Source organism: Asaia bogorensis (genome assembly GCF_900465345.1).
Taxonomy (GTDB): domain Bacteria; phylum Pseudomonadota; class Alphaproteobacteria; order Acetobacterales; family Acetobacteraceae; genus Asaia; species Asaia bogorensis_A.
Genome location: NZ_UEGO01000034.1, coordinates 65,553 through 89,423, shown reverse-complemented (window position 1 = coordinate 89,423; position 23,871 = coordinate 65,553). Strand labels below are relative to the sequence as shown.

16 protein-coding genes are annotated in these 23,871 nt (G+C 59.8%); 4 read left to right on the top strand and 12 right to left on the bottom strand.

Annotation, left to right across the window (positions count from 1 at the left end; all coding sequences use genetic code 11):
• Positions 1-445: 445 nt before the first annotated feature.
• The 6 genes from ED655_RS13360 to frc all read right to left on the bottom strand — a co-directional run bounded on the left by ED655_RS13360 (position 446) and on the right by frc (position 7,899).
• Complete coding sequence (locus tag ED655_RS13360; protein WP_122050592.1) at positions 446-2,263, bottom strand: hypothetical protein; 1,818 nt, start codon at positions 2,261-2,263, stop codon at positions 446-448.
• A 215-nt stretch (positions 2,264-2,478) separates the two neighbouring features.
• Positions 2,479-2,787: a GNAT family N-acetyltransferase gene (locus ED655_RS13355; RefSeq protein WP_122050581.1), complete on the bottom strand. Its 309-nt coding sequence runs from the start codon at positions 2,785-2,787 to the stop codon at positions 2,479-2,481.
• Positions 2,784-3,515, bottom strand: a complete 732-nt coding sequence (locus tag ED655_RS13350; protein WP_122050580.1) for a YoaK family protein — start codon at positions 3,513-3,515, stop codon at positions 2,784-2,786. The genes ED655_RS13355 and ED655_RS13350 overlap by 4 nt, the downstream gene beginning before the upstream one ends.
• A complete protein-coding gene (gene yfdE / locus ED655_RS13345) occupies positions 3,512-4,735 on the bottom strand; it encodes a CoA:oxalate CoA-transferase (RefSeq protein ID WP_122050579.1) in 1,224 nt (407 codons plus the stop codon). The genes ED655_RS13350 and yfdE overlap by 4 nt, the downstream gene beginning before the upstream one ends.
• Before the next feature lie 9 nt (positions 4,736-4,744).
• Positions 4,745-6,478, bottom strand: coding sequence for an oxalyl-CoA decarboxylase (gene oxc / locus ED655_RS13340; RefSeq protein ID WP_122050578.1), 1,734 nt, complete (start codon positions 6,476-6,478; stop codon positions 4,745-4,747).
• 110 nt (positions 6,479-6,588) lie between these two features.
• Positions 6,589-7,899, bottom strand: a complete 1,311-nt coding sequence (gene frc / locus ED655_RS13335; RefSeq protein ID WP_122050577.1) for a formyl-CoA transferase — start codon at positions 7,897-7,899, stop codon at positions 6,589-6,591.
• 385 nt (positions 7,900-8,284) lie between these two features.
• Here frc and ED655_RS13330 point away from each other — a divergent pair, with 385 nt between their 5' ends.
• From ED655_RS13330 to ED655_RS13320, 3 genes are read left to right on the top strand one after another with little or no spacing between them, the layout of a single operon-like run.
• Positions 8,285-9,991 (top strand): NAD(P)-binding protein, encoded by a 1,707-nt coding sequence (locus tag ED655_RS13330; RefSeq protein WP_122050576.1) that lies wholly within the window; start codon positions 8,285-8,287, stop codon positions 9,989-9,991.
• Between the two features lie 23 nt (positions 9,992-10,014).
• Complete coding sequence (gene nifJ / locus ED655_RS13325) at positions 10,015-13,638, top strand: pyruvate:ferredoxin (flavodoxin) oxidoreductase (protein WP_122050591.1); 3,624 nt, start codon at positions 10,015-10,017, stop codon at positions 13,636-13,638.
• Positions 13,639-13,697: 59 nt separating this feature from the next.
• Positions 13,698-14,654: a bifunctional enoyl-CoA hydratase/phosphate acetyltransferase gene (locus ED655_RS13320; RefSeq protein WP_122050575.1), complete on the top strand. Its 957-nt coding sequence runs from the start codon at positions 13,698-13,700 to the stop codon at positions 14,652-14,654.
• A gap of 178 nt (positions 14,655-14,832) precedes the next feature.
• On the opposite strand, the gene ED655_RS13315 is transcribed toward ED655_RS13320, so the two are convergent.
• From ED655_RS13315 to ED655_RS13290, 6 genes are all read right to left on the bottom strand, one after another.
• Entirely contained in the window at positions 14,833-15,519 is a 687-nt protein-coding gene (locus ED655_RS13315) for a response regulator (protein WP_122050574.1), read from the bottom strand.
• 126 nt (positions 15,520-15,645) lie between these two features.
• Positions 15,646-18,378: a sensor histidine kinase gene (locus ED655_RS13310; protein WP_122050590.1), complete on the bottom strand. Its 2,733-nt coding sequence runs from the start codon at positions 18,376-18,378 to the stop codon at positions 15,646-15,648.
• Between the two features lie 103 nt (positions 18,379-18,481).
• Complete coding sequence (gene kdpC, locus ED655_RS13305; protein ID WP_122050573.1) at positions 18,482-19,102, bottom strand: potassium-transporting ATPase subunit KdpC; 621 nt, start codon at positions 19,100-19,102, stop codon at positions 18,482-18,484.
• A 10-nt stretch (positions 19,103-19,112) separates the two neighbouring features.
• Positions 19,113-21,230, bottom strand: coding sequence for a potassium-transporting ATPase subunit KdpB (gene kdpB / locus ED655_RS13300; protein ID WP_122050572.1), 2,118 nt, complete (start codon positions 21,228-21,230; stop codon positions 19,113-19,115).
• A gap of 14 nt (positions 21,231-21,244) precedes the next feature.
• Positions 21,245-22,951, bottom strand: a complete 1,707-nt coding sequence (gene kdpA / locus ED655_RS13295; RefSeq protein WP_122050571.1) for a potassium-transporting ATPase subunit KdpA — start codon at positions 22,949-22,951, stop codon at positions 21,245-21,247.
• Between the two features lie 2 nt (positions 22,952-22,953).
• Positions 22,954-23,043: a potassium-transporting ATPase subunit F gene (locus ED655_RS13290; protein WP_023978830.1), complete on the bottom strand. Its 90-nt coding sequence runs from the start codon at positions 23,041-23,043 to the stop codon at positions 22,954-22,956.
• A 589-nt stretch (positions 23,044-23,632) separates the two neighbouring features.
• Between ED655_RS13290 and ED655_RS13285 the strand changes: the two genes are divergently transcribed.
• Complete coding sequence (locus ED655_RS13285) at positions 23,633-23,794, top strand: DUF3309 family protein (protein ID WP_023978831.1); 162 nt, start codon at positions 23,633-23,635, stop codon at positions 23,792-23,794.
• The last annotated feature ends 77 nt before the right edge of the window (positions 23,795-23,871 follow it).

The window sequence follows — 23,871 nt, the reverse complement described above, 5'->3', positions numbered from 1 at the left end:
GCCACGGTCAGACGCCGTCGTCGCCGACTGCCAGGCATTTCGATCAGGACCTCATTGCGGGATTTGGCGACATCGATGGCGACGAGGACAGCAGTCATTGGTGTAGTATCGGATCTGGTCACGGCCGGTTGTCTCCTCTGTGTGGCTGGACACCATCACTATGGAGACATGTCGCCTGGTCATGGCCGCCGATCTGGCCTTAAGGCCAGATCGGCATTACCGATGCCGACGCTTCCTGATGTGCTACGGCAACGAGGCGGCTTTTCCCGGGCGAGCGCTCGCCGTGCCAGCTGTCAGAAGGGCGGGTCAAGCGTCTTTTCTCCGGACGCAACAAGGCGAGCGAGACCATGCTGGCGACGACCGAAGTTCCGTAAGGCAGGGCCCGTTTTCCCGAGAAAAGCCAGTCTGCCCTCGCCATTTGCAAAGGCAGGCGTTGCGGCAGAGCTTACTGGAAAGGCAGATACCGGAACGTGACGTATACGGTATTACCGAATGTGGTTGGATAGACCGAGCCGCCCTTGCCATCCGATCCACGAAAGGCAAATTTGCGGATATAGGTATATTGCACGCCTCCCATGAGGCTTCCGTAAGTGCCATCGAGGAAATGCCACCAGCCCCCTGCCGTCATGGAGGCCAGGGTACGGGTCTGGGCCGTGCAGGTTCCGAACTCGATGGAGCAGCCAGCGAGATTATGGTCATTTACGCCATAGCCATATTGCATGCCGTCGGCGGCGATATAGCTTCTCTTGCTGCTGGCCTCGACACCGCCATAGAGATACACCAGCACAGACGGATCTGGATGGCCGATCAGGCCGAGCGCCCCACGGATCTGAGGGATGGGCGAGAGACCGCCCTGACCGTTGAAGGTGACATCGGGAAGCTGGGACGCGCCATAGCGACCGATACCCTGACCCGCGATGACATTCCCCGTCAACTGAAGGCCCGGCGTAAACAGAGATGTGGTCATTCCGGCACCCACACCGCCTCCGAATTTCGTATCCTTGTGGCTGTGAGCGGCTTCAGGAGACTGGATGACGGAACGGAACCAGCGGCCGAGGCCGAAAACCTCGTAATGCCCAAGATTGGTATCAACGGCTCCCTTGACGATGACATCAGGGATCGGATTATCGGTATATTCAGCACTCGGGTTGAGCAGTAATCCGCCCGTATTCTGATAGAAAACGCGCGGCCCCTGTGTGTAGCCCCTGAGCGCTGGCAAGCGACCACCCGACGCCAGATCGGCCGAATAGGCAATGGTCGCCTGAGGGTCTTCAACCGAGACAGCCAGCCAGTATTTGTTCCCCCAATCCTTGCCGATACGGATTTGAGGCACGCGCAGGAAGGTGATGCCCGGTATCTGGTTGTTGTCTGTCACGGCAGGCAATTGTTCGCTGCGCGGGGTGACGCCCTTGGCGTAGTTTGTCGAGAGACTCCATGCCTGTCCCATGAGGACATGGAAACCCCAATCCTTCTTTGTAAAAGTGAAATATCCCTGCCTTAGCCTTGGCGTATAGCCGCTGATCTGTACAGAGTTGGTCGTCCCTGCCGCCCCACCAAGATCGGACTCGATATAGGCTTGCAGGCGGATATCCCTGGTGGGATTGGCTTCCAGAAGAGTAGAAAGACGCGTGAGCTGGGCCGAGAGGCGCTCCTCACTCAGGCCGTGATTGGGGCTGTTGGCATAGGGGAAGTTATTCCATGCCGTGGCGGGACCGCTGGTGATCGTAGAGTCACGCCAGATATTGGACATATCGATAAAACCGCCGAGACGCACCGAAATATTGCCGATGCTGAAAACAGGCGGGAGATGATCGACGGAGGTCTGGGTGATGGCGAGAGGACTCGATGAGCTCAGATCGATGGCGGACCCGGCGCTCCCCGATGCGCTCCCTGGTGCGCTGGTCGGTTCGGTCACCGCGGCGCGACCCGATGGTGATGTGGCCTGGGCAAGGCGCGTATCTGGTACACCGGACCTGATCACGACTGTATCAGCCTGCGGTGCTTTCACGGCATGCGATGCACCGATGGGTCCTGCAGCTTGAGCGGAGGCGGTCTGATTAGAGCCTCTGGAGGCGCTATCCTGGCGTATGGGGTGGCTCGTGCGGCTTCCCCCCTGTTTGCCGACTGATCGGGCCTGTCGGCGTTGCTCTATCTTCACGACGCGGTTTTCCAGATCGCGGATCTGCGCCTTGATCAAGGCGAGTTCATCATCGTCTGTCGAGGCCCGGGCCGCAACGGGCGTCAGGCTTGTACTAACACTCATGCCGAGCAGAGAGAGACGGAGGGCAGTCTTGAAACGCTCGCTCACCTTGAGTTCGCCTTGTTTATTCTTGTTATTGAATTTTATACCCTCGATAGGGGCGCAATCTTATTAACAGAATAAACGATTTCTGGAATTATTATTTATGATCCCCATTCTCGTTGTGGATGCATCAAGGCTCCCTTTATCTCAGTCCTTCTGCCATCGGGTGGCGCGGCTTAACGCTGCAGAAGCGCCTGATAAGCCGCATGGCGATTTATGACGCGATTGATGAAATCGCAGCGCACGGCAATCTTCTGATCTGTCGTCAGGAGATGATCGAGCACGGCCCTGACGAGCCGCGAGCCAATACCCCTGCCGGCCAAAGCCTCAGGAACGGAACTGTGATCCAGGACCAGAACAGAGCCGTCGTGATGATAACTGACAATACTGGTCTCGCCCGCTTCTAACCACTCGAAGCGATTGAGCGCCTTGTTGTCACGAAGACGACCGAAGCCGAAACCTTGTGTGTCCTGCGCTGTATTCATGACGTTTTCTCAAATGAGCTCGTTTTGTAGTCCCGATGCAGGTCCCATACTGTCAGGACCAGCATGATCGTGGTGAGGAACAGCACAAGATTGGTGAACTGTCCCAGCCAGGCCCCCAGCATTGCCGACAAAGCGTAGGTTAGCCAGGAACAGGCAGGCAGAGCCACTTCCTTCAATGCAGGTCTCTTGCCGTCAGATTTCACGTAGCCAAGCCAGAGCAGAAGGTAGCGCCCGGTGAAAGCCTCGGAAAATTTGACGATGTTGTTTGTCACCACAATCGTCTGGAGCGACACCCCGCCAAATTTGGCCAATGTCTCACCCTGAATGCCCAGCGCCAGCGCGACGAGAGGCAACTCGACCGGCAGGCGCAACCCGGGGGAAAGCCGGACGAAACTGACGATGAAGAGAATGGCGGCCATGATCAGGAGGCCCCAATAGGGCCAGCTGAGGAATTTCTTGATCAGGCTTGCCCCGATACAGCCGAGAAAAAACAGGCCCACTGCCGTGCCGATTGATCCTGCATTCGACCAGTGATGCAGTGCCACAGCGCGGCCAAGCTGCACGGTATTACCCGTCATGATGCCAGGGTAGATGCCGCCGACATCGATATAGGTCGTGACTTCCACCACAGCCACAACGAAGGTCAGGCAGAAGACGCGCCGCAGTAGGGTGGCAAGAGAATCCTCCTGCGCGGCCGGTATGGATACTGTCACGTTTGTGGTGGTCATGATGGCTGACCGGGGGCGAACTCCGCGCGCAGGGCTGCGCCATGTTCATCGAGCCTTGGCGCACCGGGGCGTGTCAGCGGATCGTCATAGCCGCTGATCTTCACCGGGTTGCCCGGCATTTTCAGTCCCCCGGCATCAATCACCATGTTTCTGGCGGCGGTCTGTGGCAGAGCTGCGGCTTCTGCAACATTCAGCATGGGGCCAACAGGGACGCCAGCCTTTTCGATAGCCTCGAGCCAGTAAGATGCGTCACGCTGAGTTAAAGCCCCCTCGATGGCCTCCTTGAGCGCATCGAGATTATTCATACGGTCGCTGTTGTTCAGAAAGCGCGGGTCCGCTGTGAGAGCCTTGATGCCGAGCGTCTGGCAGAGGGCGCCAAACAGATGGTTATTGCCGCAGCAGATCACGATATGGCTGTCGCGTGTGCGGTAGACATCGAACGGTGCCATGGATGGGTGGCGATTGCCGATACGTGGCCCGGCAGCGCCCGTGGCCGACCATGTCATGAGCGCATGTTGCAGGAACGCGAACGTGCCATCGAACATGGATACATCGACATGCGCTCCTTTGCCGGTGCGTTCCCTCGCGTAGAGTGCGCTGGCAATGCCGCAGAACATGAACGTGCCGCCACACAGGTCAGACAGCGACGTTCCGCCGACCCGCGTGGGAGGACCATCAGGAAACCCTGTCGCCTCCATCATGCCGCTCATGGCCTGCACGATCGTGTCATAGGCCGGATAATGGGCGAGTGGCCCGGTATGCCCAAATCCTGATGATGAGGCGTAGATCAGTCTGGGGTTGAGGGCAGAGAGTGTCTCATAGGAGAAGCCGAGACGGTCCATCACACCCGGGCGGTAGTTTTCGCATAGAATATCGGCGCGCTTGACCATTTCGAGGAAAACGCCCCGATCATTCTCATCCTTGAGGTTGAGAACGATGCTCTCCTTGCCACGATTGACAAAAGAGAAATACAGCGAACGATCACCGACATAAGGGCCATAGGTGCGCGTATCATCACCATGACCCGGCGCCTCCACCTTGATCGTACGCGCACCTAGATCGGTCAGGATGGTCGTGCCGAACGGGCCGTTCAGCACGTGGGTCAGGTCAATGGCCAGCAGCCCCTCGAAAGGGCCGGTTGAGGGGCGGGATGCCGTCACGGGTGCCTTTGTAGAACCTGCGGCAGCATCCTGTGTGTTGGGTTGAGTATTCTCAGCCATGGAGCTGCCTCACTTTGGACCGGCTTTGGGGTTGAGCTTGCTCAGATGGCCGCTTTCCGTACCGACATGCGGGTCGATAGAGGCTGTGATCATGGCAGGACCACCGCAGGCCAGCGCGTTCTCCAGCGCCTGCGAGAGTGCCTCGTGATCAGTCACGTAATATCCCTTGCCACCGAAGGCTTCGATGATCTTCTCGTAATGACCATTGGCCTCCAGCACCGTTACACCCGGATCCGTGCCCCCGCTGCGGTTGATGTCATCGCCACGATAAATGCCACCATTATTGAGAATGATCATCACAACGGGCAGGCGATAGCGGCAGATCGTTTCGACCTCCATGCCACTGAAGCCAAAAGCGCTGTCACCCTCTATGGCAACAACCGGCTTGCCCGTGGTGATGGCAGCACCGATGGCATAACCCAGCCCGACGCCCATCGTTCCCCAGCTGCCGGGGTCGAGGCGGCGGCGCGGTTTGTCCATATCAATCACGTTGCGGGTAATATCGAGCGTGTTGGCCCCCTCGTTCACCAGCACGATGTCGCGCCCCTCTAGGCTCGTCTTGATGGTGCCAATCGCCGTGTAGAAGTTCATCGGCGCGGTCTTGTTGGCCAGACGTTCGGTCATTTTCTGCGTGTTGATGTCACGCTTGGCCGCAATCGCAGCCAGCCATTCCGACGGCGCGCAGATTTTCTCCTGCTTCAGTGCGGTGGCCAAGGCCTGCACCGTCAGGCCAAGCTCACCGGCCAGCGGGGCGGCAATGGGGCGGTTGCTGTCAAATTCCTCTGGGTTGATGTCGATCTGGATGAAGCGTGCGTCAGGCGACCATTGCGGCGGCTTGCCGTGGCCAAGCATCCAGTTGAGGCGTGCGCCCACCAGCACCACCACATCGGCTTGTCCCAGCACCAGCGAGCGCGCCGTGGCGGCAGAGGCAGGGTGGGTATCGGGCAATAGCCCCTTGGCCATCGACATGGGAAGAAATGGGATGGAGGTGCTTTCAACGAGATCTTGTATGGCCCCCTCAGCCTGGGCATAGGCTGCGCCCTTGCCGAGTACGATGAGGGGCTTGCGTGCCTGCTTCAGAAGCGAAACCGCACGGGCGATCGCATCGGGGCAGGGTGGCAGGGCTGATTCCGGAGCCACAACCGTGATCAGGGAGTCCTGGCCCGCTTTTAAATCGAGCGTTTCGCTCAGGACAGCGGCCGGGAGGTCGAGATAGACACCGCCCGGTTTTCCTGAAAGCGCGGCACGTATGGCGCGTGCTACCCCGATACCGATATCGGCCGCACGGTTGACGCGATAGGCGGCCTTGGCGAAGGGGCGGGCGGCAGCAAGCTGATCGAGTTCCTCGTAATCACCCTGCTGCAGGTCAACGATCGCACGATCGCTAGACCCGCTTATGAGGATCATCGGATAGCCATTGGTGGTGGCATTGGCGAGGGCAGGAAGGGCGTTGAGAAAGCCGGGGGCAGAGGTTGTCAGGCAGAGCCCGGGCTTGCGGGTAAGATAGCCCGAGATGGATGCCGCATGAGCGGCGGGCTGCTCGCTTCGGAAACTGATGAAGCGCATCCCCTTCTCCTGGGCGAGGCGCGCAAGATCCGTGATGGGGATGCCAACAACGCCATAGAGCGTGTTCAGATCGTTGCGCTGCAGGGCTTCAATGACGAGATGAAAGCCGTCCGTGCTGGACGCGAGGGGAGATTGTACGGGTGCCGATGTGTTGGCGGCCGAAGGGGCGTCTGCCATGACTAACTCCTTTTCCCTGTGCCGTCCTGAAAGGTGGCGGCGCAGGAAGGGCTTGGTATTCCTGGGGGGACAGGACCGGAATGTTTTTTCAGGACATTCCGGTGGGTCTGTCAGGCGCAGACGATCTTCTTCAAGCGTAGATCGGCAATCTGGTCTGCCGAATAACCGAACTCGGCAAGGATCTCATCCGTATGCTGACCAAGCAGCGGGGCAGCGGTGATTTCCGGAGTGAAGTCGCTGAACTTGATCGGATTGATGGTCAGGAACGATCCACGGACCGGCTGCTCGACCTCGACAATCGTGCCGGCGTCACGCAGGTCCTTGGACTCGGCAATTTCCTTCATCGACAGAACGGGCGCGCAGGGCACACGGAATTTCGAGAGATGGGCTACGGCCTGGTATTTATCCTTGTCGGCAAGCGAGGCCTCGATGGCAGCGAAGATCTCGAACATGTGGGTCTCACGTGCCTTGGTCGTGCAATAATGCGGGTCGGTGGCCCATTCAGGCTTGCCGATGGCCTCGCATGTCGGCCCCCAGTTCTGCTCCTGCACGGTGCAGTAGATATACGCGTTCTCGTCCGTCTCCCAGCCTTTGCATTTCAGGATCCAGCCGGGCTGGCCACCACCGCCTGCATTGGCACCGCGTGGCACCGTGTCGCCGAATTTTCCGTCCGGGTATTGCGGGTATTCTTCCAGATAACCCACGCGCTCCAGACGCTGCTGGTCGCGCAGCTTGACACGGCACAGATTCAGTACGGAATCCTGCATCGAAACGCTGATTTTCTGGCCTTTTCCGCTGCGCTCGCGGGCAAACAGGGCCGTCAGAACGCCGATCAGCAGGTGATTGCCTGTGTTGCTGTCACCGAGCGCCGCGGCTGAAATGAGCGGGCCATTCGAATTGCCGGGCGCCTGACCATCCACATGCGGCGCGCCATTCCAGTAACCCGTAGTCGAGGCCGAACCACCGGCGCATTGTGCGACGTTTTCATAGGCACTGATATGCGACCAGGGAGAGGCGTCGCCAAAACCCTTTACCGTGCCGTAAATCAGGCGCGGGTTGAGCTGATGCAGGACGTCCCAGCCAAAACCCATGCGATCCATGGCGCCAGGGCGGAAATTCTCAAGCAGGATGTCGGCCCATTTGAGGAGCTTCTCGAAAACCTCACGTCCTTCGGGGGTTTTCGTGTTGAGCTCGATCGAGCGCTTGTTGCTGTTTAGCATGGTGAAATAGAGCGCGTCGGCATCCGGGATGTCGCGCAGCTGACGGCGGGTCACATCGCCCACGCCGGTCCGCTCAACCTTGATGACATCGGCACCGTACCAGGCCAGAAGCTGGGCGGCCGAAGGGACCGATTGCACACCGCCGAAATCGATGACCTTGATTCCGGCAAGCGGCTTTGTGTTGTCTTGTACCGTGCTCATGAGGGCAACTCCGTTATGATTGTTCTTATCGTTTTTCGGGAAGCGCTTATCGAACGAATAAGCCTAATATGGAGGCTGTGCGGTCGGTGTGAAGTATGTTCCCGAGGGGGTGGCTCACAATAAAACTTGATGAATATTTTTAATTTTCTTGGGAACTGTAGTGGTTTCTTGTAAATCACAGAGAATACTCATGATTGATGTTGATTATTCCAATAAACCGCTGAAGGATTGATGTGCCTCAATGACGGTTGCCCCTCGCCGGGTTAGCGCTCGGTAACCTGAGCAAGAGGGGGTGATTATCTTGTTCCTCTCCCAGTCAGGATATTCCCCCGAGCCATGCGGTCATTCGGATCAGTCTGGCCGGAAGAGAGAATGAGGTTCTTCCATGGCGCTCAAGCTGCGTGAACTCAATCGGGCCCTGCATGTTGGCACGCGTGTCGGAGTGGGAAGCGTACGATCGCGCCGTCCGGATTACGTGTCGCTCATGCCACCTTGCAACCACGCCTGTCCTGCTGGGGAGAATATCCAGGGTTGGCTCGCTCTGGCTCAGGCTGGTGAGTATGAGGCCGCCTGGCATCTGCTTAAAACGGAGAACCCGTTTCCCGCCATTCACGGTCGTGCCTGTTATCACCCTTGTGAAAGCAGCTGTAACCGCGCCGAGATGGATGACGCTGTGGCGATCCATGAGGTCGAGCGGTTTCTGGGTGATATGGCCGCCGAGAAAAACTGGAGGGTCGCCTGTAAGCCTGCCACGGGTAAGAAAGTGCTCGTTGTCGGTTCGGGGCCTGCGGGTCTGTCCTGTGCCTATCATCTGGCAAGGAAGGGTCATCAGGTTGAGATACGCGAGGCCTCGGCTCATGCGGGAGGCATGCTGGCCTATGGTATTCCGGCGTATCGCCTGCCGATGGATATCCTCGAACGCGAAATGGGTAACGTTCTATCAATGCCGGGCGTGAGTCTGCACTGCAATGCGCCTGTGACGGATCTCGCCCAGACCATGAAAGAAGGCGCTTTTGATGCTGTCTTTCTGGGCGTTGGCGCGGCGCGCGCCCTGACCATGCCGCTGGCCACCGAGGCGGGATATCAGCCTGTCGAGGCGATCGACCTCCTCCATGCCGTGCGTGAAGGAAAGCGGCCCGAGCTTGGCCGTACTGTGGTGGTGGTTGGTGGTGGCAACGTCGCCATGGATGCCGCCCGTACGGCACGCCGTCTCGGCGCAGAGAAGGTCTTTATGGTCTATCGACGGGACGAGGCCCATATGAGCGCCCTGCCAGAAGAGCGCGAGGCCGCCGAGGCAGAAGGTGTCACCATACGCTATTGCAGCGTCGTGACCCGTTATGGACATGATGGTGTCGAGATCGAGCATGTTGAACTCGATCCGCAGACCGGTGCCATACGTCCGCCAGCGGATGGCTGTGCGCCGGATAGAGAGAGGCTGGTAGCTGACAGCGTCATTCTTGCGATTGGCCAGCATAGTGACTTTTCGCTCTGCTCTGACATGAGCGATATCACAATCGACAAGGGCGAGAGGCTGGAGATCGATCCGTCTTTCATGACGGGCGCACGCGGCGTGTTTGCCGGTGGCGATTGTGTGCGAGGAGCACGCACCATGACCACCGCGACCGGCCACGGCAAGAAGGCCGCCCGGGCGATTGATGCCTATCTGCGGGAGGAAAAATCCGTGCCTGACGCGCCGGCCGAGATCGTGACCTTCGACATGCTCCACATGCCTGCTCTAATGATGGTCGTGCGCGAGGAGGGCGCCGAATTGCCCACGTCGCTCCGCACGGGGTTTGAGGAGATCATTGCGGGGCTGAACGAGACGCAGGCGCGTCATGAGGCGGGTCGCTGCCTGTCATGCGGTAACTGTTTCGAGTGCGACAATTGTTTTGCTGCCTGCTCCGAGCAGGCCATCACCCGACTGGGGCCGGGCAGGGGCTATGCAGTGGACGAGACCTTGTGCACCGGCTGTGGCGATTGCGCCGGACAATGCCCGTGCCATGCCATCGTGATGACGCCAGAACACAATGATGCCGATTGCGCGGAGGCCGCGGTCACCCTGACGCCGCAGCGCTTCGTGGTGCGCGCCTGAAGGCGGGAAAAGAGAACAAGACGATGAGCCATAACGCAAACACCGCCCCGCAATCCGGCAAGCCCCAACCTGGTGAAATGACCACTCTGGACGGGAATTCTGCTGTTGTTCACGTCGCATATCGCGTGAACGAGATCTGCGCGATCTACCCTATTACGCCTTCCTCACCTATGGCCGAGACAGCCGATAGCTGGGCCAGTGAAGGGCTGAAAAATCTCTGGGGCAATGTGCCTATCGTGCAGGAAATGCAGGCCGAGGGCGGTGCGGCAGGCTGTGTGCACGGCGCCTTGCAAAGCGGTGCGCTGACAACCACTTTCACGGCCTCGCAGGGTCTGCTGTTGATGATCCCCAATCTGTACAAGATTGCGGGCGAATTGACATCGACCGTGGTGTACGTGGCAGCCCGCGCCCTTGCAGCCGGGGCGTCGTCTATTTTTGGCGATCATCAGGATCTGATGGCCGTTCGCCAGACAGGTTTTGCCCAGCTGGGTGCAGCCTCGGTGCAGGAAGCACATGATCTGGCAATTATCGCCCAGGCCGCCACGCTCGCTTCACGCGTGCCATTTATCCATTTCACGGATGGTTTTCGGACCTCTCACGAATACAATTCGCTGAAACTGGTTCCTGATGACCAGATCCGGTCGATGATCGACGAGACGCTCGTGCACGCGCATCGTGCCCGCGCGCTGACGCCGGATAATCCGTTCATTCGTGGCACTTGGCAGAACCCGGACACGTATTTCCAGACGCGTGAAGCGGTAAACACCTATTATCTGCGCACGCCTTCTCTCGTGCAGTCTGCCATGGACCGCTTCGCCGCTCTGACCGGGCGTCAGTACGGGTTGTTCCGTTATGACGGCCCGCAGGATGCGCGCCATGTCATCATCGCGATGGGGTCGGGTGCCGAAGTGGTGCGCGAAACCATGCGATGGATGAACGAACGTGACCCTGAGGAGAAACGGGGGGCCATTCAGGTACTCCTTTACCGGCCTTTCGACGCTGCGGCCTTTCTTGCAGCGTTGCCGCCGACAGTGGAGCGCATTGCGGTGCTGGATCGCACCAAGGAGCCGGGGGCACCGATGGAGCCGCTTCATGCGGATATCGTGGGTGTATTGGCCGAAGCGGTGGCTACGGGGAAATTCCCTCATATGCCGCGTGTCATTGGCGGACGTTATGGCCTGTCGTCACGCGATTTCCACCCCGGTATGGTCAAGGCGGTTTATGACGAGCTGGCAAAGCCCGACCCGAGCCCCGTCTTTACGGTCGGTCTCATCGATGATGTGACGAATCTGAGTCTCGAATTCGACGAGGCTATCGATATCGAGCCCGGAAATATAACGCGTTGTCTGTTCTATGGGCTAGGCGCGGATGGCACGGTAGGCGCCAACAAGAACAGCGTTGAGATCATCGGTGAAATCGACGGGCATTATGCCCAAGCCTATTTCGATTACGACTCCCATAAATCGGGCGCAGAGACAGCTTCGCATCTGCGTTTCGGCACCAGCCCCATCAACGCGCCCTATCTGATCCGCCATGCGGATTTCGTCGCATGTCATAAATTCGAGTTCCTGTTTCGGCGTGACATTCTGGGTGCCGCCAATCCCGGAGGTATTTTCCTTCTGAATTCGCCTTTCGGTCCGGACACGGTCTGGGAGCGTCTGCCGCGCAAGGTTCAGGATCAGATCATCGCCAAGAAGTTGCGCTTCTATGTGATCGATGCGTCCAGTGTCGCGCTTGAGATCGGTCTTGGGCCACGCATCAACACCCTGCTGCAAACCTGCTTCTTCCATCTCGCAAAGGTTCTGCCTGAAGCAGAGGCAATCAGCGCCATCAAGGCGTTCATTCGCAAATCCTACGGCGCGAAGGGCGAAAAAATCGTCGCCCTCAACAACAAGGCGGTTGATGCTGCCCTGTCAGCCCTTCATGAGGTATCCGTCCCGGCGCAGGCGAAGGGAACGCGCCCGATGCCGGCCATTGTACCCGCCGAAGCACCGGAATTCGTGCACCGGGTCACAGCAGAGATCATGGCGGGGCGCGGCGAACTGATACCCGTCAGTGCCATGCCGGTTGATGGCACGTTCCCCGGTGGCACGACGCGTTATGAGAAACGCAATATTGCCATCGAAGTCCCTGTATGGGAGCCTGATTCCTGCATCCAGTGTGGGCAGTGCAGCATTGTGTGCCCTCATAGCGTGATACGTGCCAAGACCTATGACGAGGCCCGGCTGGAGGGGGCGCCTACGGGTTTCCGGTCAGCGCCAGTCAATGCCCGTGGTTACCCCGAGACGCGCTACACCCTTCAGCTTTATGTCGAAGACTGCACCGGTTGCGGCGTGTGCGTGGATAACTGCCCCTCAATTGATGCCCAGACCCAGAAACGCGCCATCAACATGACCGAAAAGCTGCCTCTGCTCGACCGTGAGCGGGCCAGCATGCGCTTTTTCGAAACCATTCCGGAAATGGATCGCAATCAGGTCAATCCGACCACAGTAAGAGGCGTACAGTTTTTCGAGCCGCTTTTCGAGTTCAGTGGGGCGTGTGCCGGGTGTGGTGAAACCCCCTATCTCAAGCTTGTCTCGCAGCTTTTCGGCGATCGTCTCCAGATTGCCAATGCGACAGGCTGCTCTGCCATTTTTGCGGGTAATACGCCGGCCCATCCATGGAAGGCGAATGCGCAGGGCCGTGGCGTAGCGTGGTCGAACTCTCTGTTCGAGGACAATGCCGAGTTCGGCCTTGGCTTCAGGCTGGCCATCGACAAGCAGACCGAACTGGCGCGCGATCTGGTTGCGGGCCTGCGTGAGACGATCGGTGCCGATCTTGCCGATGCCTTGCTCGATGCCCCGCAGGAAGATGAATGGGACTACGCCGTCCAGCGTGACCGCGTGGCAGCCCTGAAGGGAAAACTCGAGGGTTCTGCCGATAAATCGGCGGTCATGCTGCTGTCGGTTGCCGATCACCTTGTCAAACGTTCGGTATGGATCATTGGTGGTGATGGCTGGGCCTATGATATCGGCTATGGTGGCCTCGATCATGTTCTGGCTCAGGACCGGAACGTCAATATCCTGGTGCTGGATACCGAGGTGTATTCCAACACGGGCGGGCAGTCTTCCAAGGCCACACCGCTTGGTGCCTCGGCGAAATTTGCCGCGTCCGGCAAGCGCGTGCCGCGCAAGGATCTGGGTCTGCAAGCGGTTTCCTACGGCAATGTGTATGTGGCTCAGATCGCGCTTGGGGCCAATCCCGAGCAGGCTCTGACGGCCATACGCGAGGCCGAGGCGCATGACGGTCCGTCGCTGATCATTGCCTATTCGCAGTGCATCGCCCACGGTATCGACATGCGCGACGGCATGAAGCAGCAGGCCAGGGCGGTGGCCAGCGGATACTGGCCGCTCTTCCGTTTCGACCCGGCCATGCGCAAGGAGGGGCTCAACCCGTTCCAGCTCGATTCAACACGCCCGCGTCTGCCGTTCGAGGAATATGCCTATCGCGAACTGCGCTACAAAACCCTGTCGCGAACCAATCCGGAGCAGGCGGAGCACCTGCTGCATCAGGCGCAGGCCGCCGCGCTTGAACGCTACCGCCTGTATGAGGACATGGCCTCACGTGATGGCAGGCGCTTCCTGCCGCACTGGGAGGATGTGCAGTGACCGCACAAACCTGCGCCCCTGAGACCAGACAGACAAACGAACCGGAAGAAGGTCGCGCGATGACGACAGTACTTTCCCCTGCCTCCTGCACGCGCAGAACGATTTTCGACGCGATGATTGCCAAAGCGGCCGGGTTGGGTGCTGTGCCTTATGCGATTGTCTGGCCCTGTGAGGGACATGCCCTTGCCGGCGCCATTGAGGCGGCCCGACATGGCGTGCTGGAACCGGTTCTTGTGGGTGATCCTGCCCTTATCAACAGTGCGGCGCAGGAGGCTGGGCTTTCGGTGGCGTCCTGCCGGATTGTCGAGGCCGAAACACCAGAGCGTGCCGTGCAGGTCGCGATTGGCCTTGTTCATGCAGGCGAGGTCCAGGGCCTCGCCAAAGGCAGCCTGCACACGGACACATTGATGCACGGTGTCGTTGCACAGGAGAGCGGCCTTCGAACATCACGGCGCATGAGCCATGTGTTCATGGTCACGGTAGCGGGGCGCACCGACCCGCTTTTCGTGACCGATGCCGCCATCAATATTACCCCCGACCTCGTAACCAAGCAGCATATCGTGCAGAATGCGATCGACCTGCATCATGGTCTTGGCTATGGCGCACCGCGTGTGGCGATCCTTTCCGCTGTGGAGACCATCAATCCGCGTATTCAGGGAACGCTCGATGCCGCCTGCCTGAGCAAGATGGCCGAGCGCGGCGAGATAACGGGGGCGGTGCTTGATGGTCCGCTTGCAATGGATGGTGCGGTGGACCCGCAGGCAGCCTCCATCAAGAAGCTGACCTCACCTGTCGCCGGCCGCGCCCAGATCCTCGTTGTACCGGACCTCGAAGCCGGGAACATCGTTGTCAAGGCACTCAGCTTTCTGGGGCAGGCGAGTTCGGGCGGTATCGTGCTTGGTGCCAAGGTGCCCATCCTGCTGACCAGCCGGGCCGACAGCATTGAGGCAAGGCTCGATTCAGCGGCCCTCTGCGCACTTTATGCTCGGGCCTTGAGAGAAACGTTGCCGGCCTGAACGACTGCTACACGCAGATCGTCCGCGTTGCATTGGATAGCGGTTTGGCCGTCACGCGTGAGCACGTCACAAGGCTCCTGCCTGGAGGCGCCGCACCGCTGCACGAAACATCTGAGCGTGTGTGAAACGGGGTCTCGACTGCGACTCTATCTGACGTGTCCCATTTTTTTCGCCTGGATTACTCCGTCTGAATCAGACGGTAGCCGATGCCAGTCTCAGTAATGATATGGCGTGGCTGTTCCGGGTCGGTTTCGATCTTCTGTCGTATCTGCCGGATATAGACCCGCAATTGCTGCACATCACCGCTGGCACCCCATAGCTCGCTCATGATGGTGCGATGGGTCAGAACGCGTCCGGCGTAGCGCACGAGCATTCGCAGAATATCCCATTCCCGGGGAGAGAGTTTCAGCTCCGTCCCGGCACGGAAGATTTGTCGTTTCACCAGATCGATCAACAGATCACCGGAGGTGAAAAGGGGCGTTGTCCCCTGTTGCTGCAGGGCATGACGCAGCGCATTGCGCAGGCGGGCCACGAGTTCTGCCATGCTGAACGGCTTGGTCACGTAGTCATCTGCGCCTGCTTCCAGAGCAGCTACCTTGCCCCGCTCATCATCGCGCACAGAAAGGATCACGATCGGAAGGGCCGGATGCAGCGCCCTTAGCCTGCGCAGGATCTCGATCCCATCATGGTCAGGCAGGCCCAGGTCGAGCAGGACAAGGTCAGGCGGCGTTTCACTGACCACCCGCAGCGCGTTTTCGCCTGTTCCAGCTTCGAGCACGCGCCATGACTGACTGGCCAGCGTGGTGCGCAGCAGCCTGCGAATGGCGGGTTCATCGTCAACAACGAGAAGGATCGGGTCACTCATGGGGCAGGTTCTTCAGGCAGGATCGGACAGGGCATGGGGCCGTGTCTTTGGCGCGATCAATGGTCATTGGACCCTCCCTGCGACAGGATTCCCCGCAGGGAAACCTTTTCGTTGGGGGCCAACTCCTCACAGGGGCTTTCTTTCGTCACGGGTTTCCAGGCCGATCCTGTCGTGCACAATCTGGCGCATCGCCTGTGAGGCTGGCAGCGGAAAGCGCAGGGTAAAAACCGCTCCGTGCCTGTCCGTACGGTTTGCTGCCTGAATATCACCGCCCATTGCCTCGACAAAACCACGGGCAATGGCAAGGCCGAGGCCAGTCCCTGCGCGGGCCGTATCGGCAGCGGCAAAGCGGGTGAACTTGCCAAAAATCTCTGCTGGATCACGATCACCAAATCCCGGCCCTTCATCCTCAATCGCGATCACGAGCCTTGAGTGGCGCATGGTGAGGCGCAGGGTGATCGCAGTTCCGGCGGGAGTATATTTTGCTGCATTGTCGAGGATATTGAACAGACATTGCTCCAGCAGCACAGCATCGAGATCGAGCATGGGGAGGGTCGATGCGGCATCAAGGGTGACATGATGATGCTCCAGCAGTTTCGCCGCGCGAGCAAGGGCTGTCGCCGCCACCTCGGCACAGTCCACACTGTCATGGCGCAGGGGGAGGGCACCGGCCTCGATGCGTGTCATGTCGAGCAGGTTGCCCACGAAGCGGTTCAGGCGTTCGGCCTCATCCGTCAGGGTCGAGAGAAGCTCGCCTCTTCCTTCCTCTCCCAGTACCTCGCCATAATCGCGCAGGCTTGATGCCGCTCCCAGAATGGAGGCGAGGGGCGTGCGCAGATCATGGGAAATGGAGGTCAGAAGGGCCCCGCGCAGCCTGTCCGTTTCGGCTTCCAGCCTTACCCTGTCGAGATCGCGGGTTAACAACAGGCTCTCGATGGCCGAGGCCGTCTGGTCTGCCAGCGCGTCCAGCAGGCCTTGCTGCTCGGCATCGAGCAACTGGCCCTGCTTCTCGCGGTACAGGCCGATCACAGCCACGGGCCCACGTGCGGTGCGCAGGGGAATGAACAGCCATTGCACGCCGGGAAGGCTGTCAGACCCGCGCCCGGCCAGACGGCTATGCTTCCAGGCCCAGCTTGCCGCCGCAAGATCGTCCTCTCCCGGTGGATGGGCAGAATCCGATTGCGCCTGCACGGCCAGTCTGCCGCCATCGGGCATGAGAAGCACGACGTGACAATCGAGCAGGGTCGCAATCTGCCGGGTGACAGAGCAGAGCAGGTCGTCGAGCGTGGACATGCCGGTGATGGTGCGGCTGAAACGATAGAGTGACTGGGTGATCTCTGCACGGTGGCGCGCCACAACAGCCTGACTTCGCACGCGGGCGCCCAGATTGCCTGCAATCAATGCCGTGGCAAAAAAGAAGAACAGCGCCACGACATTATCGGGGGCTGCAATGGTCAGGGTATAAAGTGGCGGCAGGAAAAAGAAGTTGAAGCACAGCATGCCGAAAATGGATGCCCATAGTGAAGGACCGAGCCCGTAGGCCACGGCCACCCCCAATATGGCGGTCAGAAAAGCCAGTGACACATTACTGACCTCGAAACCCTGCCTAAGCAGCAGGGCCAGCCCCAGAGCACAGAGGACGATGGCCGTGCTCGCCAGATAGGGCGAAAAACGTGGGGGAGGATTTTCGTAGATCCGGTGGTCCATCGCCTCGCCTGAACGGGGTACGACATGAACCGGAAAATTCTCCGAGCGCTGAATCAGCCGTTCAGTTGTTGATCGACCGATAAGCTGCCTCAGCCGACCGAGCCAACCCGTGCCCGCCGGATGCGCCGCGACAATCTGCGTCACATTCTGGGCGCGGGCATAGGCCAGGGCATCAAGGGCAATATCATGCCCGGGCACAGTTACCGTCTCTGCACCGAGCGATTGCGCGAGATGCATCTGTGAGGCCATGCGTGCGCGGGCCTCCTCGGTCAGGTCGCGGCTGGTTTCCACATGCAGAACGATCCAGGGCGCATGAAGCCGGTCGGCCAGTCTCTTGCCGTAGCGCACAAGACCCGCATCACCATCCTGCAGGGTCAGACACACCATCACGCGTTCACCGGCCGCCCAGGGCCCCGCTATGGCGTTGGCCTTCATGTGATCGACCAGCTGCGCGTCCACCTGCTGGGCCGTCTGGCGCAAGGCCAGTTCGCGCAGGGCAGTCAGGTTGCCGGGCGAGAAATAATGCAGCAGCGCCCGGCCTGCCGTGTGGGGGGCGTAGATCTTTCCATCGCGCATGCGCTGCAGCAGGTCGCCCGGTGTCAGATCAACCAGTTCGAGCTCATCGGCGCTTTCAATCACATGGTCGGGCACGGTCTCGCGCACCCGCACCCGGGTGATCGAGGCTACGATATCATTCAGGCTTTCAAGGTGCTGGATATTGACGGTGGTGAAAACATCGATCCCCGCGTTGAGCAGCTCCTCGACATCCATCCAGCGTTTGGGATGACGCGAGCCAGGTGCGTTGCTGTGCGCCAGTTCATCGACAAGGGCGAGAGTGGGACGCCGGGCCAGGATTGCATCAAGATCCATCTCGCGCAGGATCTGACCGCGATAGGCGACGGAACCGGCCGCGATGACAGGCAGGCCCTCGACAAGCGCCTGTGTTTCAGCACGGCCATGAGTTTCCACCACGCCAATTGCCAGATCGGCCCCCTCCTGCATCAGATGCCGGGCGCTGCTCAGCATCTCGAATGTCTTGCCGACGCCTGGCGCTGCGCCGAGAAAGATTTTCAGCCGTCCACGGCGTTTTTCGCCGCAGCCCTGACGCAGCAGGGCGTCAGGGTCGGGGCGGTCATAATCCTGTCTCGTCATCACGTTCCCTGGCCCGGTCTGGCGGCTGCGCCTGTTCATAGATCTGATGATTGTCATGGCTTGCGCAGGTAACGCGATCTGGCACCTGCGCAGGCTGTACCGGCTATTGGTCCATTCTATCGAGCGCCCGGTTGAGTGCCAGAACATTCACATGGGGCTCACCAAGAAAGCCCAGAAAGGGCTGGCTTGTTTGCTGCAGAACCAGGTGACGGATACGCGCTTCATCAAGGCCCCGTGCCTTTGCCACGCGCAGGACCTGAAACAGCGCTGCCTCGGGTGAGATGTCAGGGTCGAGGCCACTGGCCGATGTGGTGACAAGGTCAATCGGGATATGCCAGCCCCGTGCCATGGCCTCTGGGTTTTCGGCACGCAAAGCGGCAGCGCTCAGGGTGACGCGCTCGATGAGGGCCCGTGATGTCGGGCCGGCATTGGAAGCCAGAGAGGCCGCCCCATTATAGGGCATCGGGATTGTTTTGCCGGGGTCCTTTGGGTCTGGCCCCATTGTGGCCGAAGGGCGACCGTGGAAATAGCGCGGGGAGGTGAAATTCTGTCCGATCAGGGCAGAACCGACAATATTTCCCTTGTCGTGGATCAGGCTGCCCGCCGCCTTGTCGGGCAGGATCAGGCCTGACAGGGCGGTCATCCCAAGAGGGTAGGCCAGACCGGTGAGGGCAGAAAGAAGGAGAAACAGAACGAGCGCTGGGCGCAACTGTGATAGAACCATGATGGCCTCCTCAGGCCAGACCGATATGGGTGATGAGCAGATCGATCAGCTTGATGCCGATGAACGGTACGATGAGCCCGCCAACACCGTAGATAAGCAGGTTGCGCCGCAGCAGCGCCGCAGCACCCACCGGGCGATACGCCACGCCACGCAATGCAAGCGGGATGAGCGCGATAATGATCAGGGCGTTGAAGATGATCGCTGAAAGCACGGCGCTTTCCGGGGTGGCCAGATGCATGATGTTGAGGCTGGACAGCGCAGGATAGAACCCGACGAACATCGCAGGAATGATGGCGAAATACTTGGCCACGTCATTGGCGATCGAGAAAGTCGTGAGCGCACCGCGCGTCATGAGCAGCTGCTTGCCGATACCGACGATCTCGATCAGTTTTGTCGGGTCACTGTCGAGATCGACCATGTTGCCCGCCTCGCGGGCGGCGACAGTGCCGGTATTCATGGCAACGCCCACATCGGCCTGAGCGAGGGCGGGGGCATCGTTCGTACCATCGCCGCACATGGCCACGAGCTTGCCCGAAGCCTGTTCGCTGCGAATCAGGGCCAGCTTGGCTTCGGGTGTGGCCTGGGCCAGGAAGTCATCCACGCCCGACTCAGCGGCGATGGCGGCGGCAGTCAGGGGGTTGTCACCCGTAATCATGACCGTGCGTATGCCCATGCGACGCAACTCGGCGAAGCGTTCGCGTATGCCGCCTTTCACCACATCCTTGAGATGCACCACACCCAGCAGATGCGTGTCATCCATGACCGCAAGCGGGGTGCCACCCTGACGGGCGATGCCATCGGCGATACTGCGTATCTGGGCGGCGGAGGGGGCGTTTGGCCCTGCTGCCGCGAGCACGCTCTCGACAGCGCCCTTGCGTATCTGTCTTGTGCCGATATTGACGCCGCTCATGCGTGTCTGTGCCGTAAACGGGACGAACTGTGCACCTGAGGCATTGAGTTCGCGTCCACGCAACCCGAAACGCGTCTTGGCCAGCACGACAATGGAGCGGCCTTCCGGCGTTTCGTCGGCCAGCGAGGCAAGTTGTGCCGCATCGCCAAGCTGTTGCTCGGTCACGCCCGGCACGGGCATGAAGGCACAGGCCTGACGGTCTCCAATTGTGATGGTGCCGGTCTTGTCGAGCAGAAGCGTATCCACATCGCCCGCGGCTTCGACCGCACGGCCCGACATCGCGAGCACATTGAAGCGGATCAGCCTGTCCATGCCGGCTATGCCGATTGCAGAGAGAAGCGCCCCGATGGTGGTGGGAATGAGCGTGACGAACAGGGCCACGAGCACCATGACCGAAATCGAGCCGCCAGCGTAATGCGCAAAGGACGGAATGGTCGCCACGGCGATGATGAAGATGAGCGTCATGCCAGCCAGAAGGATGGTCAGGGCAATCTCATTGGGTGTTTTCTGCCGCTGCGCGCCCTCCACGAGAGAGATCATGCGATCAAGAAAGGTCGAGCCCTGGGCTGCCGTGATGCGCACGATCACCCAGTCCGACAGCACACGTGTGCCGCCTGTGACGGCCGATCGATCGCCGCCACTTTCGCGAATGACAGGGGCGGACTCACCCGTAATGGCTGACTCGTCAACCGACGCGATGCCTTCGATCACCTCCCCGTCGCTCGGGATGAAATCGCCCGCCTCGACCAGGACCACATCGCCCACAACCAGCTCGGGGGCGGGAATTTCCTCATACAGTCCGGCAGGACCGAAAGCGCCTGTATCACTGGGCAGAAGGCGCTTCCCACGCGTCTCCGTGCGGGTGCGACGCAGTGAGTCGGCCTGCGCCTTGCCACGCCCTTCGGCGATGGCTTCGGCAAAATTGGCGAAAAGCAGCGTGAACCACAGCCAGAGCGTGATCTGCAGCGCAAACCCGGTATGGGGGACACCTTTGATGAGGTCGCGCAAAAGCAGCACGGTTGTCAGACAGGTGACGATCTCGACGACGAACATGACCGGGTTGCGGATCATGATACGCGGGTCGAGCTTGCGCAGGCTTTCAGCCAGTGCGGGAAGCACGAGCGCCGCATTCAGCACACCCGATTTCGGGCGTGAGGGCGGGCGCTTCGATGGTGCCTCGGCATGGGACCCAGGCGCGGGTGAGGGAAAGGAGATCATCGTATGGGCGCCTTTCAGTAGGTCGTGCCGTGGAGCATGGCGAGATGCTCGACAATCGGGCCGAGAGCGAGGGCAGGGAGAAAGGTGAGGCCGCCAACGATCACGATCACCCCGGCGACAAGCGCAATGAAGAGGCCGTTATCGGTCGGGAAAGTGCCCGGTGTGGGGGCAGCCACTTTTTTGGTAGCCATGGAGCCGGCAATGGCGAGTGCCGGAATGATCACGAAAAACCGCCCGATCATCATGCCGATGCCCAGCGTGACGTTCCAGAAACTGTTCGCAGTCAGGCCTGCAAAGGCACTGCCATTATTGGCGGCGGCCGAGGTGTAGGCATAAAGCGCTTCGGAAAAACCATGCGGACCGCTGGCAGACAGTGCCGAAAGGCCCGCTGGCAGCACGACGGCAAGCGCCGTGAAGCCCAGCATGACAAGTGGCAGGCAAAGCACGGCCAGCATGGTCATCTTGATTTCGCGCGCCTCGATTTTCTTGCCCAGATATTCGGGTGTGCGCCCCACCATCAGGCCTGCCATGAAAACAGCAATGAGCGCAAAGAGGAGGAACCCGTACAGCCCCGAACCGACGCCGCCGAAAATCACCTCACCCAGCATCATGTTGATGAGCGGCACCATACCGCCAAGCGGGAGAAAACTCTCATGCATGGCATTGACCGCCCCGCAGGAGGCATCGGTCGTGACCGTGGCAAAAAGAGCGGAGGCCGCAATGCCAAAGCGCGTTTCCTTGCCTTCCATATTCCCCAGCGTGCCATCCAGCCCCAGCGACGCGAAGAGCGGATTGGCATGGGCCTCCGACCAGTAGAGAACGCCCGCGCCGATGAGAAAAAGTGCCGACATGGCCGAGAAAATGGCCCAGCCCTGCTTTTCCTGCCCGATCATGCGACCGAACATGTTGGTAAGCCCGGCTCCCAGCGCGAAGATGCAAAGCATCTGGACGAAATTGGTCAGCGCATTCGGGTTTTCGAAAGGATGAGCGGAGTTGACGTTGAAATAGCCACCGCCATTTGTGCCGAGCATCTTGATGGCTTCCTGAGTCGCCACAGGCCCCAGCGCGATTGTCTGTTTCACGCCTTCGAGCGTGAAGATGGAGGCCGACCCGGTCAGGGTTTGCGGAACACCTTCCAGCACGAAGAACAGGGTGAGCAACATACAGGCGGGCAGCAGTACATAAAGCGTGACGCGCACCAGATCGACCCAGAAATTGCCGATTGTCGAGGCGCTGCGTCGCACAAAGCCGCGCATGATGGCGGCTGCAATGGCGATGCCTGCAGCAGCGGAAACGAAGTTCTGAACCGTGAGGGCCAGCATCTGGCTGAGCGGGCTCAGCGTGGTCTCACCACCGTAGCTTTGCCAGTTGGTGTTGGTCAGGAAGCTGACCGCCGTATTATAGGCCAGGTCGGGTGATACCGCACCCAGACCCGCCGGATTGAGCGGCAGAAACCCCTGAAGGCGCAGCAGGGCATAGACGGCGACAAAGCAGAAAATCTTGAACAGGATGACGGCCAGCGCATAATGCGACCAGGATTGCTCGCGCTTCGGGTCAACGCCTGCAAGGCGATACATGAGGCGTTCCAGCCCGCCGAAAAGCCGCTGGAAAAGATGCGTCTCACCTTCGAGCACACGTTTGAGAAAGCCACCCAGCGGGCGCGTAATGGCCACCACGCACAGAAAGAACACCGCAAGGGTGATCCAGCCTGAGAGGGTCATGATCAGAATCTTTCGGGGCGGATAAGGACGGCGGTGACATAAGCCAGCAAGCCAAGGGTCACGAGGCCCGCCAGGACGAAATCGGGCGTCATGTCAGATCCTCTTGCAGACCGAAATGAGACCGAGGCACAGCGCAAAACCCATGAGGCCAAGCGCGCAGTAAAGACTGTCCAGCATAGGAAAGCTCCCAGAGTGAGGGGAGCATTATCCGGCTGGCGGGCATAGGGATGACAGAGGAAGAGACCTCGTGCCGTATAGGAATCTCATAGGAGAAACACCGCAGGATACGGGCCGCCCGGGCGAAGCCCGGGAGCGAGGGCGAGCCGTGGTCTGTAACACTTATCCGGATGCGGGCCGATGCACAGCCTCATCGATACGAGCGCGTGGATCAGCAAAGCGCTCATTCCGGGAAAGGGCGTCGGGACGCAGGGAGGGCGTTAACGAGCAATCCGGTTGTGGCTTTGAAACAGGTAAATCTGCACTGTCATGATTGGGAGACGCAGCCTGAAATGCGCTGTGCGCGATATGTCCCTCTTCGAGCCATCATGTAACAGCTGTGGCAGGAATACCCGGCAAACCTAAAATATGGGCCGTCCAGGGTCATAGGGCGAACTTGCCAGGCTTTGGGGCGTGATAGCATTACGGTGGCGCAATCAAGGCTACCGATCACAGGGGCTCGCCATGAATCTCATTGTCATCATCATCATCGTTCTTCTTCTGCTCGGCACATTCGGTGGCTATGGCGGCTGGTATGGCACGGCCTGGACCGGTTATGGCGCTGGCGGTGGCGTCGGACTGATCGTTCTCGTTCTGCTGATCCTTATCCTCATGGGTCGCCTCTGACAGGTCACCCCGTATTGATCGGACGGGATATGGGCGGGGGAGAGCACTCTCCCCCTGATCCAATATCACGGCAGTTA

Coding starts and splice junctions, on each gene's coding strand:
- ED655_RS13360 (WP_122050592.1), bottom strand. CDS start 2,263: ATGAGTGTTAGTACAAGCCTGACGCCCGTTGCGGCCCGGGCCTCGACA.
- ED655_RS13355 (WP_122050581.1), bottom strand. CDS start 2,787: ATGAATACAGCGCAGGACACACAAGGTTTCGGCTTCGGTCGTCTTCGT.
- ED655_RS13350 (WP_122050580.1), bottom strand. CDS start 3,515: ATGACCACCACAAACGTGACAGTATCCATACCGGCCGCGCAGGAGGAT.
- yfdE (WP_122050579.1), bottom strand. CDS start 4,735: ATGGCTGAGAATACTCAACCCAACACACAGGATGCTGCCGCAGGTTCT.
- oxc (WP_122050578.1), bottom strand. CDS start 6,478: ATGGCAGACGCCCCTTCGGCCGCCAACACATCGGCACCCGTACAATCT.
- frc (WP_122050577.1), bottom strand. CDS start 7,899: ATGAGCACGGTACAAGACAACACAAAGCCGCTTGCCGGAATCAAGGTC.
- ED655_RS13330 (WP_122050576.1), top strand. CDS start 8,285: ATGGCGCTCAAGCTGCGTGAACTCAATCGGGCCCTGCATGTTGGCACG.
- nifJ (WP_122050591.1), top strand. CDS start 10,015: ATGAGCCATAACGCAAACACCGCCCCGCAATCCGGCAAGCCCCAACCT.
- ED655_RS13320 (WP_122050575.1), top strand. CDS start 13,698: ATGACGACAGTACTTTCCCCTGCCTCCTGCACGCGCAGAACGATTTTC.
- ED655_RS13315 (WP_122050574.1), bottom strand. CDS start 15,519: ATGAGTGACCCGATCCTTCTCGTTGTTGACGATGAACCCGCCATTCGC.
- ED655_RS13310 (WP_122050590.1), bottom strand. CDS start 18,378: ATGACGAGACAGGATTATGACCGCCCCGACCCTGACGCCCTGCTGCGT.
- kdpC (WP_122050573.1), bottom strand. CDS start 19,102: ATGGTTCTATCACAGTTGCGCCCAGCGCTCGTTCTGTTTCTCCTTCTT.
- kdpB (WP_122050572.1), bottom strand. CDS start 21,230: ATGATCTCCTTTCCCTCACCCGCGCCTGGGTCCCATGCCGAGGCACCA.
- kdpA (WP_122050571.1), bottom strand. CDS start 22,951: ATGACCCTCTCAGGCTGGATCACCCTTGCGGTGTTCTTTCTGTGCGTG.
- ED655_RS13290 (WP_023978830.1), bottom strand. CDS start 23,043: ATGACGCCCGATTTCGTCCTGGCGGGCCTCGTGACCCTTGGCTTGCTG.
- ED655_RS13285 (WP_023978831.1), top strand. CDS start 23,633: ATGAATCTCATTGTCATCATCATCATCGTTCTTCTTCTGCTCGGCACA.